The sequence below is a fragment of the Pseudomonas iridis genome (assembly GCF_017980685.1).
GTDB lineage: Bacteria > Pseudomonadota > Gammaproteobacteria > Pseudomonadales > Pseudomonadaceae > Aquipseudomonas > Aquipseudomonas iridis.
The window spans coordinates 465,000-479,948 of sequence record NZ_JACXXO010000001.1 but is presented as its reverse complement, the minus strand read 5'-3'; the positions used below and the strand labels follow the sequence as shown (position 1 = coordinate 479,948).

Below are 14,949 nucleotides of genomic sequence, written 5' to 3'. Positions count from 1 at the left end.
GCGAGACTGGAAGTAAACGAAACTAAACGTTGCTGACGGTTCAGGTTGCTTACTCTGCGATGTTGTAGCGGACGGATGAAATCGCAAGGATTCGCGTTCGATACATGGCGGACCATCCAAAGGGCTTGACTCTTTAATATTTTCAATGAGACAAGTGTCCACGTTTTATGGAATGTGGACACTTGGAGTTTCTAGCTTCATGAAGAGTCAAGACATTTTACTTTTGTTCAGGATGGCCAGCCTTCACGCCCAGGAAGAGAATCTCTTTGGGCAGATGGAGTCTGAGTCGAATTCGAGCAGAGTTGAGGAGCTCCTGAAGCCCTATGTGATCAGTCGAATGACGGCGGGAGGGCCCGTTGGGCAGCCACTGATTACCTACTCCACTGATGGTGAAGACACTATGTTCCGTCGCCAGGAGTTTGATCCGACCTTGGGCATTGAGGCTGGTTGGGAGGGGTGGTCGGAACCGGTGCCTGTTCCATCGTTAGCGAGCTGGAGCGAAGGTTACTCGTTGCGTGCATTGTCTACGGCTCTTGGGCTGAGCAAAAGTGAGGTTTCAAACGCTATCGCCAGGTGCCGTGACGCCGGACTGCTCACCAATGACTACGATACAGGGCTTCCAAAAGTTAATCGGCGACAATTGCTGGAAATCACTGAGCACGCTCTGAAATACTTTTTTCCCGTAAAGCCGGGCGTGATGGTTCGCGGTATTCCAACAGGCTTTGCAGCGCCAGCTCTCTCTAAAAGTATCAAGAGCGCTGGTGGGTTGATTCCGGTTTGGCCGGATGCTTTTGGGACTGAACGTGGTCAGGCGATAGCGCCTCTCTACAAGACTGTGCCGGAAGCGGTGAAAAGGGACAGAATCCTTTATCACTATCTGGCGCTTGCGGATGCGATCCGTCTTGGTGGTCCCCGAGAGTGTGGTGTGGCAATCAACATTCTAAAAGCGGGGATGGGGTTGAAATAACATGTCGTCAAATGCGGATCACAACTATGAACTCATAGAATTTGTCGCCGATGGCTTGGGAGAGGCATTTCTCGAGGAGGTGGCCTTTGTCGGCGGTTGCACGACAGCCATGCTGGTTACGGATGCTGCTGTGCTGGACGATATTCGTTTCACTGAGGATGTTGATCTAGTGATCGAGTTGGCGGGTATTAGTGCCTGGCATCACTTGACGGAAAGGCTGGCAGCCAAGAACTTCAAGATCACTGGGGAGGATGAAGTCAACTGTCGTTTTCGCTTCAACGACGTTGTCGTTGACGTGATGCCTTCTGACCCTGCTGTTCTCGGATATGCCAACCGCTGGTTCGTGGAGGGTCTGGCAAAGGCCGATAAATTCACGTTGCCCAGTGGCACCGTAATCCAGATATTTAAACCTGCCTATTTTCTTGCGACGAAACTGGAGGCCTTTAGCGGTCGCGGAGCGGGCGATCCTTACCACAAAGACGTCGAAGATATGATCATCTTGATTGATGGTCGTCCAGAGCTTCTGGAGGAGGTTCGTCAGGCTGATTTTGAACTCAAGCAATTTATTATTAATGGGATTTGCGAGCTCATAGAGCTTGGTGGCATCGAATACGTTATTGAAAGCTCGGGCTCGGTGCAGGCTAACCCGGGTAGAGGGAGAGTCATCCACATGCGTATGAAGGAACTGGCCAGCGCATGAGATACAACACCCGATCAGTAGTTGGACGAACCAGGAAAGCCAATCATGACTATGCCGGGGCGATCTGCGACGGCGACAGTGGGTTGTTCGTCATTACTGACGGTACCTCCAGGCCCGGCAGTGGCCAACTCGCTGAAAGCTTCGTAAAAGGTATTTTGCGGGCCTACTCCAAACACTTGGATCTGGGGAGCGATATCACAGAGCACGAAGCAGTAGAGCAGTTACTTGGTTCGATGCTGGCGGAGCTTCACACCGTTTTGTTTACGGATCAGGCAGGAACCACTTGTTATCTGGTCGGTTTAGCTGCTTATGGGAAACTCACGCTCGCGTATGAGGGGGATTGTTCGTGCGGTGTAGTAACGCCAGAGAACATAATCGAGTGGATCACGCCGCCTCACTGCAAGGCCAATTGGAGGCGAGACCGCTCGCATCGTGAGCTGGCACAAGATCCAGCTCGAAACTCGGTAACGCGATGCTTGAAGGTTAATCGTGCTCCAAACCCTGACTTTATTCATTACCCGGTCGCCGTCGGAGGGCGGCTGGTATTCGTAACGGATGGCTTCTGGGCGGACTTATCTCAAGCGCAGCAAAGCAGTTTGTTGGCGGCGCCGGACAGCGAATTTATCGCTCCCGGAGATGATGTAACTTGGATAGATGTTCAACTTTGATAATGAATCCATCGATCATCAACTTGGAGTCGAGCCTGCTCGCGAATACGTACTGTCAGTCAACGAATCTGTTTACTGACCCACCGAATTTGCGAGCAGGCTCGCTCCCACGGGAAATTTTGGCGGCTGCCGGAATGTAAAAAGCCCCCGGTGCCTTACGGCGCCGGGGGCTTTTTGTTGGGGCTTTAGATCACTCTTCAGCCGCCTGACGCTTCTGGATCAAGTCCACCAGACGCTTTGCCAGCGCCGGGTAGTTCTCATCGAAGTGATGACCACCCGGCAGTTTCACCGCTTCACCCACCGCAGTCTTGTCAGTGCAACCGCTTTCATCGGCCTCTTCTTCACCATAGATGCACACAACCTTGGCCGGTGGCAGCTTGGCCATTTCCGGGCCGGTGGCGGCTTCTTTGCCGGCGTTGCCGAGCCAGCCTTCGACTTCGATTTCGAAACTGCCGGTGCGGGCGAAGGCCAGCAGGATGATTGCGTCGACGCGCTGCTGCTCGGTGTCCGGCAGGCGATTGTAGATCGCCGGCAGGACGTCGGCACCGAACGAATAACCGGTGAGGATGAAGCGCTTGGTGCCCCACTTTTGCCGGTAGTGTTGCATCAGTTCGGTCAGGTCGAGCGCACTTTGCTCCGGGCTCTTGTGCTGCCAGTAGTAGCGCAGGGTGTCGATGCCGACGACCGGGTAGCCGATCTTGGCCATTTCACCGGCCACGTCGCGGTCCAGGTCTCGCCAGCCGCCGTCACCGGAGAGGAACAGGGTTACGGTGTCCTTGGCCTGACCGGCCGGCACTTCAACCACCGGGATCGCCAGACCACCATTGGCCTTGTCGCCACCGACGAGGATCTTGCGCAGTTCGTTGTTCAGCACTTGCGGCAGGTTGATGTCGTAGTCACTGATGCTGGTTTCGGCGTTCGGTTGATCGCGCACAAAACCTGCGCTGGCGTCGTCCGGGTTGTCGTTCCACGCCACCAGCCAGTGGCCGTGGGCGGCGGCTTTCGGCAGCAGGTGAGTGCAACCGGGTTTTTCCAGCGCGAGGTCGACGGAGATGGCCTGAGCCTTGTCGTCCTTCTGCTCGGACAACCAGCGCCAGGCCAGCACGGCGCCTGGGCCAATGCCGCTCACGAGTGTGGCCGGGCCGTTCAGTTCACGCAGACCGGTTTGCAGGGCGCGGCTTTGCAGCAGGCAGTCCTTGGGCAGAATCACCTGAACGATCTGCGCCGAGGCGCTGCGGCTCAGGGTGCTCAGCTGTTTGTCGCTGAGTTTCTGCTCTTCGGTGACGGCCACCAGCACCTGCGCCCTAGGCTTGGTGCCAGGGATGACGCGGGTCATGGCGGTGCCATCGGCGGGTTTGAGCTGTTCGAGGGTCGGTTCCGGTGCCGGGCGTTTGAGGTACCAGAAACCGCCGCCGGCAATCACGGCCAGCACGATCAGCGCGGCCAGGATGTACTTCAGGGAGCGTTGAATCATCAGCGTTTCACCAATCCAGTCAAGCCGCCCGCGATCAGGGCAGCAGTGTCGGCCAGCGCCACCAACGGATCGAGTCCGGCGGGCACGGCCATATAACGGGGTTCCCAGTCAGGCTGGAATTTGTCTTTGAAGCGGCGCAAGCCTTGGAAGTTGTACAGCTGCTCACCACGGCGGAAAACCATCGAGCCCAGACGCTGGGTCAGCGGTGCACCACGCCGGGGTTGCAACCCCGACAACGGCACCATGCCCAGGCTGAAGCGCGCGTATCCGTGACTCTTATAGTGTTGAATCAGGCCGACCATCATGAATTCCATGGTCAGTTTTGGCGCGTCCGGGTGTGCGCGCATCAGGTCGAGACTGGCCAGGTCATGGCTGTAGGTCTCGAGCAGATTGGCAAACGCCACCGGGCGGCCTTCGAAGCGAATCACCGCGATGCGGAAATGCTTCAGGTAATCGTCGCTGAAACGGCCGAGGGAGAAGCCTTTCTCGCGCACATTCTTGCCGGTCAGCCAGGCATCGGAAATCACCTTGAGCTCATCCATCGGCGCCTGACCCGGTTCATGGATCTCCAGCGACAGGCCGTCACGGGTGCCACGGTTCCAGGTGTAACGCAGATCCTTCATCTCCTTGCCCTTGGCTTCGAGGTCAAAGCGGGTGAGGTCGACTCGCGCTTCTTCGCCAAGCTTGATCGCAGTCAGGCCGATGTCCATGTAGTACGGCAGGTTTTCCGCGCGCACTTGATAGAACACAGGGCGGGCGTGGTGGATGTCGCACAGGTCGCGGAACTGCCAGATCATCTCGGCCCGTTGCTGGCCGGGGCCGATCGGGTCGTACAGGGCTACCAGACTGCGGCCACGGCGGGCGTACATCAGGAACGCTTCGTCGTTCTGGTGAAACAGCAACGCCTTGTCACCGGTCAGGGCGAGGCCGCCATCGGGTTGAGACGATGCCATCAGAATCTTTGAGGCGCGATCCAGTTCGTCCGGCGTTGGCAGGTGAATGACCGGGCGCGCGGTGCGCAGCAACCAAGTCAGGGCAATCACCAGCAACAGTACTGCGGCGCCGAGCAGCGAGCGCAGACCGCGTGGGGCGTCGGCGTCGAGGGTGAACTGCCACCAGAGTTGATGGCTGTATGGCACGTCTTGATAAGCGAACAGCAACAACCAGGCTGAAGCACCCAGCACACACAGGCTGGCTACCAGGTACAGCGGCGAGAACGGCAGTTCGGTCAAGCGGCTCGGGCGATAGAACGAGCGGCGGAACACCGCCAGCAGACTTGCCGTCAGGGTCATCAACAAGGCTTCTTCCCAGTCGAAACCCTTGAGCAGCGAGAGCAGGGCGCCGACCAGCAACAGAATGGTGGTCAGCATCCACGCCGCCGACAACCGGCGTCGCAAGCCCTGGGCCAGCAACAGACACAGCACGCCGATCAGGCTGGCGCCGAAGTGCGAAGCGTCGACCAGTCGATGCGGGATCAGAAAACCGATGTGTTCCAGGCGCGTGTCGATCTCTGGGGTGGCGCCGGAGAACAGCAGCACCACGCCGGACAGAAATACCAGCACCGCCAGAATCGGCGCAGCCAGACCGGATGCTGCGCGCATGGTCTGGGTCTGAAACAGGCGCTGGCCTTCGTTGATCAGCAGCAGCACGCAAGCCACCAGAAGCGGTGCCACTACGTAGATCAGGCGATACAGCAGCAGCGCAGCGGCGAGTGGCGCGGCACCAAGCTGATTGGCGAACGCGGCCAGCAGAATCGCCTCGAATACTCCGACGCCGCCCGGCACATGGCTGAGTACACCAGCGGCCAGGGCCAACAGATACACCAGCAGAAACGCGCCAAACGGTGGGGCTTCCGGCAGTAACAGATAAAGCACGGTGGCGGCAGCGGCAACGTCGAGGGCGGTGATGACGAGTTGCATGAACGTCAGGCGTCGACCCGGCAGGCGCAAGGTGCGGCGGCCGGCCTTGACCAGCAGATTGTGCGCGAATGGTTGTTCCGGCAGACGCCGACGATAGATGCCGATCGCCAGAATCGCGCCCAGCAGGAGTACGGCGCCAGCAACAGTGCCGAGCAATCCTTCAGACAACCCCAGGGCCTGGGATGCGCCGGGCAGATCGCTGAGGGTCGCGAGTGCGGCCAGCGGTGGCAAGGCGCAGCCCAGCGACAGGCTGGCGAACAAGGTCATGTGCGCAACTTCCGATGCGCTCACGCCAAGCCGTGCATATAAACGGTAGCGCACCGAGCCGCCGGACAGCAGCGACAGGCCGATCGCGTTGCCTATCGCAAACGCGGTGAAGCCGCCGAGGGCCAGCGTGCGTGGTGGCAATGTCACGCCAGCGTAGCGGGCGGCCGACCATTCATAGCCCAGTAGAATAATGAAGCCGACCACGGTCGCACCGAGCGCGCCGAGCAGGGCAGGTTTCGGTACCTCGAGAATCGAGTCGTGCAAGGCATCGAGATCGAGTTCGGCGAGCAGATGGCGACAGGCAATCAGTGCGATGGCAAACAGCAGCAGAGTGACCGCCAGACCGATGGGTTGACGATATTTGCTTAACCGATCCAGCAAGCGCAAACGCTCGGGTTTGATCGGGTGTTCCGCTGTGATATTGCCTTGTGGATCAGACGAGTTGGCGCGCATCAATCACCTCTTGGATTGTGCGCGACAGGATGGAGGTATCCAGCCAAGTTACCAATCCCTGTGGAAAAAAATAATCACAAAATATTACGCCTCTCGTCGAGGCTCGGCGAGGGCAGTCATGGATTGCAGGCGTCTGCGCCGCGACTCACATAGTCGCAACTCGGCGTTTCTGATGATCCTGGAAGGTTCACTGCACGATGACAGCTCATTGTTGCGAAAGGACTTTTTCAGCGGACACAAAAAAGGCCACTCTTTCGAGTAGCCTTTTTTGATGTTTGGTTGCGGGAGCCGGATTTGAACCGACGACCTTCGGGTTATGAGCCCGACGAGCTACCAGACTGCTCCATCCCGCGTCTGTGTGGCGGCATTCTACAGGCGAACGGCGGGGTGTCAACCGCTAATCCCGTAAAGGGTCAAATAAGTGCGAAATCGCGTCAAACTGTCGCATGTGACGGGTAACCCTAAGAAATGCAACGAATTCCCGTTTGGAGGAGGGCGCTCCCTGCAGTCTTTCTTTTGCAAAACAAGCGCGCACAAAAAAGGCCACTCTTTCGAGTAGCCTTTTTTGATGTTTGGTTGCGGGAGCCGGATTTGAACCGACGACCTTCGGGTTATGAGCCCGACGAGCTACCAGACTGCTCCATCCCGCGTCTGTGTGTCGGCATTCTACAGAGGATCGCCGGGGTGTCAACCTTCAATCTGGATAAAATTCGTTGAGGTTCAATCGGTTAGCGCTTTTCTTGATGGCAAGAACAGGCCGCAGGGCAGGCGGAGCAAGGATTTCAGCTCTATTGGCGGTCGTTCTTCGATTGAGAAAATAAATTCACAGGAGCTTTCCTACCGAAGGAAAAGAACATTCTGACCACTGGTGCTATATACAGTTGTGAGTGAGATACTGCCGATCCGGTTCGCCACGTTTCCTTTTCTGACATGACTCAGCGAAAAATCATCCACGTCGACTGTGACTGTTTCTACGCCGCCATCGAGATGCGCGATGACCCGCGTCTGGCCGGCAAGCCGTTGGCGGTGGGCGGGTCGGCAGATCGGCGCGGGGTGATTGCCACGTGTAATTACGAGGCGCGGGCGTATGGCGTGCGCTCGGCCATGTCCTCCGGTCACGCTCTAAAGCTGTGCCCCGACCTGACCATCGTCAAGCCGCGCATGGATGCTTACCGTGAAGCGTCGAAGGAAATTCACACAATCTTTGCTGATTACACTGACTTGATCGAGCCTTTGTCGCTGGATGAAGCCTACCTCGACGTGTCGGACAGCGCGCATTTCGGCGGCAGTGCCACGCGCATTGCCCAGGACATCCGCCGTCGCGTTTCCAATCAGTTGCATATCACTGTCTCCGCAGGCGTGGCGCCGAACAAGTTTCTGGCGAAGATTGCCAGCGACTGGAAGAAGCCCAACGGTTTGTTTGTGATAACCCCGGATCAGGTCGAAGACTTTGTTAGCGGTCTGCCCGTCAGCAAGCTGCACGGTGTTGGCAAAGTCACCGCTGACAAACTGGGCCGACTCGGTATCGTCGACTGTCAGCACCTGCGCGAGTGGGACAAGCTGGCACTGGTGCGCGAATTCGGCAGTTTCGGTGAGCGAATGTGGAGTCTTGCTCGTGGGATCGATGACAGGCTGGTGCACAACGACAGTCGCCGTCAGTCGATCAGCGTGGAAAATACCTACGACGTTGATCTACCGGATCTGCGCAGTTGCCTGGACAAGTTGCCCGAGCTGCTCGAAACCCTGAAAACCCGCATGGCCCGTATCGACAGCAGTTATCGGCCGGGCAAGCCGTTCGTCAAAGTGAAGTTTCATGACTTCACCCAGACCACATTGGAGCAGGCCGGGGCAGGGCGGGATCTGGGCAGTTATCAGTTAATGCTGACGCAAGCATTCAATCGCGGGGGTAAACCGGTGCGGTTGCTTGGGGTCGGGGTGAGGCTGGAGGACTTGCGGGGCGGGTTTGAGCAGATGGAGTTGTTTGAGCGGTAGCTGTGGTGGTGTTGCTGATATCGCTTTCGCGAGCAGGCTCGCTCCCGCATTGGTTCTGTGTCATGCACACATTCAATGTGGGAGCGAGCCTGCTCGCGAAGCTTCTGCTGTTAATTCGGTCCCGGATCCGCGACCAGTCGCCCGGCATCCTTGGTCAGCGACTTGAGAAACTCAGCCTGCAACTCAGGATCGTTGCGCGTCAACTCGATCAAGCTCTGTTCCAGTTCGCTGGCTTCTTCTTCCAGCCCCAGTTCCGAGAGACGTTTGACCCGGTGGACCCACTCGCTGACTTCGTCATCTTCCAGATCGTCGTAGATCAGCCCGTGCGCCTCCAGCAATTTGCCGCGCAGGTGGCTGCTGATCATCAGGGATGAGTCAGAGTGCACGTCATCCTTGGCATCCTCGACGCTGATCTGCAATTTGCCGACATGGTTGAGATCATTCTCGGCAAACGGACTGTCGAGCAGGTTCAGACGCAACACGCCGTTACGGTCGGTGGTCATCTCGAAGGTCTGCTTGCCAGCCTTGACCTGCACTGGACGCTCGCTCCACGGCAGGCTCGAATACTCCGTGCGCTTGTCGCGCTGGATTTCATCGATGCCGGCCAGGTTCTGTTGCGCACGACCGTTGGATTGCACGTTCATGAACGGGTTGAGCCCGGCAAAACCGTAGCTGAGCCAGTCCCGGGTCACGCTGTCCGGCAGATTGCCGAGCGCGAAGACGTTGACCACGTTCGCGCCGACGCCACCGACCACCGCCACCGCACCCAACGGAATCTCGTAGACCTCGCGCCAGGGCTGGTAAGGCGTGTAACGATCGTAACGGCGGGTGACTTCGAACTCGGTGACTTCGAAAGTCTTCTGCTCGTTGATCTTTACGCGTCGCTGCGGCAGCTCAAGCACCTTGGGCTCACCGACATCAATCTGCAGGCGGTGATCGAGCAGTTTTCGCTCGATCCGCTCTTCGTGCTCGCTGCGTTGTGACATGTGATTGGCACAGCCGCTGACCAGCAGGGCACCGCACAGGGCGGTGCCTCCGAGGCCCAAGGTGTTTCGCTTGAACATGACGTCTCTATCTGGTTTCAGCGGCGGATACGGGCCTGAAGGAAGGACAATACGTCAGCCACCGGCAGCGCTTGCGCCTCGCCTTCGGTACGGCTCTTGTATTCTAGGTTACCTTCGGCGAGGCCGCGGTCACTGACCACGATCCGGTGTGGAATGCCGATCAGTTCCATGTCTGCGAACTTGATGCCCGGGCTGGTTTTCTTGTCGCGATCATCCAGCAGCACTTCGAAACCGGCCGCAGTCAGTTCTGCGTACAGCTTGTCGGTGGCTTCGCGCACCTGCTCGGTTTCATAGCGCAGCGGTACGAGGGCGACCTGGAACGGCGCAAGAGTGTCGCTCCAGATAATGCCGTTTTCGTCGTTGTTCTGCTCGATGGCGGCTGCCACTACACGGGACACGCCGATACCGTAGCAACCCATTTCAAGGGTGACAGGCTTGCCGTTCTCGCCCAGCACTTCGCACTTCATCGCTTTGCTGTACTTGTTGCCCAGCTGGAAGATGTGCCCCACTTCGATGCCGCGTGCGATTTCCAGCGTGCCCTTGCCGTCCGGGCTTGGGTCGCCAGCAACCACGTTACGCAGGTCGGCCACGGTTGGAACCGGCAGATCGCGCTCCCAGTTGACGCCGAAGTAGTGCTTGTCGTCGATGTTGGCGCCGATAGCGAAGTCGCTCATCAGTTCGACCGAGCGGTCGATGATGATCGGCAGTGGCAGGTTCAGCGGGCCGAGCGAGCCGGCGCCGGCGCCAATCGCGTCACGCAGGTCGGCGTCGGTGGCCATGACCAGCGGGCTGGCAACGCCAGGTTGCTGGGCTGCCTTGATCTCGTTGAGTTCGTGGTCACCACGAATGACCAGCGCGATCAGCTTGCCTTCTTCTTCGGCGCGCACGATCAGGGTCTTGATGGTCTTTTCAATCGGCAGATTGAATTTTTCCACCAGCGCGGCAATGGTCTTGGTGTCTGGCGTATCGACCAGGCGCAGCTCTTCGCTCGCAGCAGGGCGCGAAGTTTCGCGCGGCACTGCCTCAGCCTTCTCGACGTTCGCCGCGTAGTCGGAGCCGTTACTGAAAGCGATATCGTCTTCGCCGGACTCGGCCAGCACGTGGAACTCGTGGGAACCGGCGCCACCGATCGAGCCGTTGTCGGCTTCAACCGGGCGGAATTTCAGGCCCAGGCGAGTGAAGATGTTGCAATACGCCAGGTGCATGCGGTCATAAGTGACCTGCAGCGACGGCTGATCGGCGTGGAAGGAGTACGCGTCCTTCATGATGAATTCGCGGCCGCGCATCAAGCCGAAGCGTGGGCGGATTTCATCACGGAATTTGGTCTGGATCTGGTACAGGTTGATTGGCAGCTGCTTATAGCTGCTCAACTCGTTGCGCATCAGATCGGTGATCACTTCTTCGTGGGTCGGGCCCGCGCAGAAGTCACGACCGTGGCGGTCTTTGAAGCGCAGCAACTCAGGGCCGTATTCTTCCCAGCGCCCCGATTCCTGCCACAGCTCGGCCGGTTGGGTGCTCGGCATCAACACTTCCAGAGAGCCGGCGGCGTTCATTTCTTCGCGAACGATGGCTTCAACCTTGCGCATTACCCGCAAGCCCATCGGCAGCCAGGTGTACAGGCCCGAGGCGAGTTTGCGGATCATGCCGGCACGCAGCATCAGCTGGTGGCTGATGACGACCGCATCGGAAGGCGTTTCTTTCTGTGTGGCGAGCAAAAATTGACTGGTGCGCATGGTTGGCCGTTGTCGGTTGCTAAGACTGGAAATGACGGAGCAGTGTACCGGCGAGTTTTGCTGACGTACAGAAGTGCGGCCGGCAGTGAGGTCCAACGGCGGGATTCCTCCCGCCGTTGGCGAAACGTCTTACGATTCGTCCGCGAGTGGCGTCGGTACAGGCTCGGGCGTCGGCGTCGGGCCTTCGCGGCGGCTTTCCTGGAACCAGTGCAGCGCGATCAGCACCAGTGTCGGCACGCCGAGCAGTGCAGTGATCAGGAAGAAGTTGTGGTAACCGAACTTCTCGACCATGACCCCGGAATAGCCGCCAATCAGGCGCGGTAGCAGGAGCATGATCGAACTGAGCAGCGCGTATTGCGTCGCGGAGAACTTCAGGTTGGTCAGGCTCGACAGGTAAGCGACAAATGCAGACGTCGCCAAGCCGGAACTGAAGTTGTCCAGGGAAATGGTCACCATCAGCATCTGCAGGTTCGGCCCCATGTCGGCGAGCATCAGGAACAGCAGGTTGGTGCCCGCCGACGCTGCGCCGCCGATGAGCAGGATCGGCAGAATGCCGAAACGCACAATCAGCAGTCCGCCCATGCCGGCGCCGACGAGGGTCATGATCAGGCCGAATATCTTGCTGACACTGGCAATCTGATCCTTGGTGAACCCCTGGTCGATATAGAACACGTTGGCCATCACGCCCATCACCGTGTCCGACATCCGATAGGTGGCAATCAATCCGAGCAGCAGCAGTGCTTGCCAGCGGTAGCGCAGGATGAAGTCGTTGACCGGCGTCAGTACCGGTGCCAGTCCGCGACGACCCATGGCCGACAGGCACAATGCGGTGAGCAGCGTATAGAGGATGGCGCGCAGGAAGGCACGGTCTTCCAGCAGCAGGTCGAGCAGGCTGGCGCCTTCGAACAGCACGCTGGCGAAATCGGTGTTGTAGAGCTGGGTGAACATCGCCGGCACAGACACCAGCAAGACGATCAGCACGAACACGGACATCAGTTGATGCATGAAGGTGTATCGCCCGGCCTGCAACTGCGTGCGCAACGGTACAGGCGGTTCACGCATGAACAGCGTTGTCAGCAGGGCAGGGATCATTAGCGCGCCAAACAGCAAGTAGGTGCCGGCCCAGGCCGAGTGCTGATAGTTGAAGCCGGTTGAGCCAAAACCTTCAGCGAAAAACAATGCGCCGGCAGTCGCCAGCAACGCGGCTATGCGATAGCCGGACATATAACTTGCAGCGAGAGCGGCTTGTCGACTGTCGTCGGCAATTTCCAGGCGATAGGCATCGACCGCAATGTCTTGGGTCGCGGAAGCGAAGGCAACGATCACCGCAATGGCGATCAGCCAGGACAGATGCTTCTGCGGATCGCAGAAGCCCATGCCGATCAGGCCCAGGATTACCAGTGACTGCGAAAGCACCAGCCACGAACGGCGACGGCCAAGCTTGCCCAGCAACGGCAGGCGCCATTGGTCGAGCAGCGGTGACCAGACCCATTTGAATGCGTAGGCGAGACCGATCAGGCTGGCGTAGCCGATGGTTTCACGGGCCACGCCGGCTTCACGCAGCCAGACCGACAGCGTTGAGAACACCAGCATGTACGGCAGGCCGGCGGCGAAACCCAGCAACAACAGCACGAGCGTCGAAGGACTGGCATAGGCGGCGAGCGCGGCGCGCCAGGTTTTACGGGGCATGGGCTGAAGTCTGCCTCAAGATTGCGGGAACAAAGCGCGCACTCTAACCGCAGTGCTCTACCGGACGCCAGCCATGGCGTTGAATATCCACACGATTGTTCAGGACGGTAATGCCTTCCATGCGCAAACGCGCGCGTTGTTCATCGCCCGAGGGACTGCCTGCCGGCAGGCTGATCCGACCGCCGGCACCGAGAACGCGGTGCCAGGGCAGTTTGGTGTCGCTGGGCAATTGGCTGAGCGTGCGGCCGACCCAGCGGGCAGCGCGCCCCAACCCGGCGAGATCAGCCAATTGACCGTAGCTGACGACTTTACCTGCGGGCACTTGCGCAAGGGTCGAGTAGAGCGCCGTGCGTCGGATTTGCGCCTCGCTTTCGCCTTCATGGATCGGGTCTGTCACGTACGCGGTTCCTGAACGGGGTCGAATTAATGCCTGAAGCGTAAACCCTGATCGGCCAGTTGAGAAATGAACTCAATGGAAATAGTCAGGTCACTCCTTGTCAGGGTCTTATTCCTCCGGATAATGCCGATCCTTTTACGCAAACTTGAGCCTTCGATTCGCTTATGTTTTCCAGAACCTTGCTGTGCCTTGCTGTTTGTAGCGCATCCACGCCCCTGCTTGCCGACACCGTCTGGATGAAGAACGGTGACAAGCTGACCGGCACTATCACTGTGTTCGACGGCGGCAAGCTGTTGATCCAGACCAAATATGCCGGGGCAGTCACGATTGACTGGAAAGAAGTCAAAACCCTGGACAGTGATCAGCATCTGCTGGTCAAGCAGGATGCCTACACGGGTGAAATGTCCAAATCGCTGACCGCGGCTGACGACGGCAAGGTCACCCTGGCCAATGGCGAAGCGCCAAAGACCGTGGAACTGGCGAGCATTCAGCAGATTCTCAAGCCCAAACCGGTGGTCGAGGATCTGGTGTGGAAAGGCAATGTCGATCTGGCGCTGGACTATCAGCGTGCGGAGAAGGACACCGACGATTACGACATCGGCTTCAAGACTACGGCGCGGCACGGTCGCTGGCGGCACATTGCCGAAGGCGAATACAACCGTGAAGTTCAGGACGATGTGACCACCACCGACAACTGGCGCGCCGAGTACTCCCTGGACCGCTTCCTGACCGATCAGTGGTTCTGGCAGGGGCGTCTGAACTACAAGCGCGATCACATCGAAGAGCTGGCGCGTCAGCGTGTCGTCGGTACCGGTCCTGGCTACCAGTTCTGGGATGATGAACTGGGTGCGTTCTCGCTGGGCTCGCTGCTCAACCGCACCGATTACGAATACAAGGATGGCAGCAAGGACAACTTCTATTCCGTTGCCATGAAGTGGGACTACAACCGCTACCTGATCGGCAAGAAGGTCGAGTTCTTCACCAACGGCGAAGTTGGCAAGCCGTTGTCCAACGTGGCCAATTACGCGCTGGATGCCGAGATGGGCTTGCGCTACAAGGTCACCGAGTGGGCCTCGCTGAACCTGAAGGCCGAGCGTGACATCATCAGCGGTACCAATGATGCAGATTTGAACAAGACCCGTTATACCGCTGGGTTTGGCGTGGCTTGGTAACGTAAAGCAAAAGATCGCAGCCTTCGGCAGCCCCTGGATTCAGGAGGGGTTGCCGAAGGCTGCGATCTTTTTTTTGCGCCTGAAAAACAGACGCCCACAAAAAAGCCCCGCTTTTAAGGGCGGGGCTCTTTTCTAAAGAAGCTACAAGTTAGATAACTTGTACTTCCTCAGCTTGCATGCCTTTCTGACCGCGGGTAGCGATGAAAGAAACCTGTTGGCCTTCTTTCAGGCTTTTGAAGCCGTCGGATTGGATAGCTTTGAAGTGAACGAACAGGTCGTCACCGGATTGTGGGGTGATGAAGCCGAAGCCTTTTTCATCGTTGAACCACTTAACGGTACCGGTTTGGCGATTAGACATGGTGTAACTCCTTGAACAAAGATAACTGCGACACAGGAAGAACCCTGGCCGAGACTGAGTGCAAAGAGCAGGAAAAATTCTTGTAGATGGTTGGAT

12 protein-coding genes and 2 tRNA genes are annotated in these 14,949 nt (G+C 58.2%); 5 read left to right on the top strand and 9 right to left on the bottom strand.

Annotated elements, in window-relative coordinates; translation table 11 throughout:
* Positions 1-199: 199 nt before the first annotated feature.
* From IEQ42_RS02250 to IEQ42_RS02240, 3 genes are read left to right on the top strand one after another with little or no spacing between them, the layout of a single operon-like run.
* Positions 200-967 carry a MarR family transcriptional regulator gene (locus IEQ42_RS02250; protein WP_047299992.1) on the top strand — a complete coding sequence of 256 codons (768 nt, stop codon included), beginning with the start codon at positions 200-202 and terminating at the stop codon, positions 965-967.
* Position 968: 1 nt separating this feature from the next.
* On the top strand, positions 969-1,667 hold the full coding sequence (locus IEQ42_RS02245) for a nucleotidyl transferase AbiEii/AbiGii toxin family protein (protein WP_047299993.1): 699 nt from the start codon (positions 969-971) through the stop codon (positions 1,665-1,667).
* A complete protein-coding gene (locus tag IEQ42_RS02240; protein ID WP_047299994.1) occupies positions 1,664-2,335 on the top strand; it encodes a PP2C family protein-serine/threonine phosphatase in 672 nt (223 codons plus the stop codon). The genes IEQ42_RS02245 and IEQ42_RS02240 overlap by 4 nt, the downstream gene beginning before the upstream one ends.
* 190 nt (positions 2,336-2,525) lie before the next feature.
* Here the strand turns inward: IEQ42_RS02240 and IEQ42_RS02235 are convergent, their stop codons facing one another.
* The 4 genes from IEQ42_RS02235 to IEQ42_RS02220 all read right to left on the bottom strand — a co-directional run bounded on the left by IEQ42_RS02235 (position 2,526) and on the right by IEQ42_RS02220 (position 7,098).
* The gene (locus IEQ42_RS02235) at positions 2,526-3,809 is read right to left on the bottom strand and encodes a virulence factor family protein (RefSeq protein WP_210702421.1); all 1,284 of its coding nucleotides are present in this window, start codon (positions 3,807-3,809) and stop codon (positions 2,526-2,528) included.
* Positions 3,809-6,448 carry a bifunctional lysylphosphatidylglycerol flippase/synthetase MprF gene (gene mprF / locus IEQ42_RS02230; protein WP_210702420.1) on the bottom strand — a complete coding sequence of 880 codons (2,640 nt, stop codon included), beginning with the start codon at positions 6,446-6,448 and terminating at the stop codon, positions 3,809-3,811. The genes IEQ42_RS02235 and mprF overlap by 1 nt, the downstream gene beginning before the upstream one ends.
* Before the next feature lie 276 nt (positions 6,449-6,724).
* Positions 6,725-6,801, bottom strand: a tRNA-Met gene (locus tag IEQ42_RS02225).
* A gap of 220 nt (positions 6,802-7,021) precedes the next feature.
* Positions 7,022-7,098 (bottom strand) — tRNA-Met (locus IEQ42_RS02220).
* Between the two features lie 280 nt (positions 7,099-7,378).
* Between IEQ42_RS02220 and dinB the strand changes: the two genes are divergently transcribed.
* Positions 7,379-8,440, top strand: a complete 1,062-nt coding sequence (dinB, locus tag IEQ42_RS02215) for a DNA polymerase IV (RefSeq protein ID WP_047299997.1) — start codon at positions 7,379-7,381, stop codon at positions 8,438-8,440.
* 110 nt (positions 8,441-8,550) lie between these two features.
* On the opposite strand, the gene IEQ42_RS02210 is transcribed toward dinB, so the two are convergent.
* The 4 genes from IEQ42_RS02210 to IEQ42_RS02195 form a co-directional block, all read right to left on the bottom strand.
* Complete coding sequence (locus IEQ42_RS02210) at positions 8,551-9,504, bottom strand: hypothetical protein (RefSeq protein WP_150594477.1); 954 nt, start codon at positions 9,502-9,504, stop codon at positions 8,551-8,553.
* Between the two features lie 17 nt (positions 9,505-9,521).
* Positions 9,522-11,237 carry a proline--tRNA ligase gene (locus tag IEQ42_RS02205; RefSeq protein WP_115146427.1) on the bottom strand — a complete coding sequence of 572 codons (1,716 nt, stop codon included), beginning with the start codon at positions 11,235-11,237 and terminating at the stop codon, positions 9,522-9,524.
* A 129-nt stretch (positions 11,238-11,366) separates the two neighbouring features.
* Positions 11,367-12,926, bottom strand: coding sequence for an AmpG family muropeptide MFS transporter (locus IEQ42_RS02200; protein ID WP_210702419.1), 1,560 nt, complete (start codon positions 12,924-12,926; stop codon positions 11,367-11,369).
* A 43-nt stretch (positions 12,927-12,969) separates the two neighbouring features.
* Positions 12,970-13,323 (bottom strand): MGMT family protein, encoded by a 354-nt coding sequence (locus IEQ42_RS02195; RefSeq protein WP_115146429.1) that lies wholly within the window; start codon positions 13,321-13,323, stop codon positions 12,970-12,972.
* A gap of 164 nt (positions 13,324-13,487) precedes the next feature.
* Here IEQ42_RS02195 and IEQ42_RS02190 point away from each other — a divergent pair, with 164 nt between their 5' ends.
* Positions 13,488-14,495: a DUF481 domain-containing protein gene (locus tag IEQ42_RS02190; RefSeq protein WP_042557948.1), complete on the top strand. Its 1,008-nt coding sequence runs from the start codon at positions 13,488-13,490 to the stop codon at positions 14,493-14,495.
* Positions 14,496-14,643: 148 nt separating this feature from the next.
* On the opposite strand, the gene IEQ42_RS02185 is transcribed toward IEQ42_RS02190, so the two are convergent.
* Entirely contained in the window at positions 14,644-14,853 is a 210-nt protein-coding gene (locus IEQ42_RS02185) for a cold-shock protein (protein WP_002554837.1), read from the bottom strand.
* Positions 14,854-14,949: the final 96 nt, after the last annotated feature.